This window comes from Gardnerella sp. C0684A1 (assembly GCF_055326835.1).
Genome location: NZ_JBLTSX010000066.1, coordinates 1 through 249, shown reverse-complemented (window position 1 = coordinate 249; position 249 = coordinate 1). Strand labels below are relative to the sequence as shown.

1 protein-coding gene is annotated in these 249 nt (G+C 69.5%); it reads left to right on the top strand.

Annotated elements, in window-relative coordinates:
- Positions 1 to 25: 25 nt before the first annotated feature.
- Positions 26 to 249 (top strand): hypothetical protein (locus tag ACNEUN_RS06365; protein WP_463631607.1); only part of this gene is annotated, 224 nt, incomplete at its 3' end.

Below are 249 nucleotides of genomic sequence, written 5' to 3'. Positions count from 1 at the left end.
CCGCGACGACGGGCAGGTCTCCACGATGGAGACCGGCATGGGCGCGCGCGACCAGCCCGTGCAGCTGATCATCACGACGGCCGGCGAGAACCTCGCCGGTCCATGCTACGCGCTGATCCAGGACGAGCGGAAGAAGCTCGCCGGGATCGGCCACAACGGTGGCCCGCCGATCGAGGACGAGACGTTCTTCCTTGAGCACGCGGCCGATGAGGGGGACGACTGGAAGGCGGAGGCGACCCTCCGCAAGGC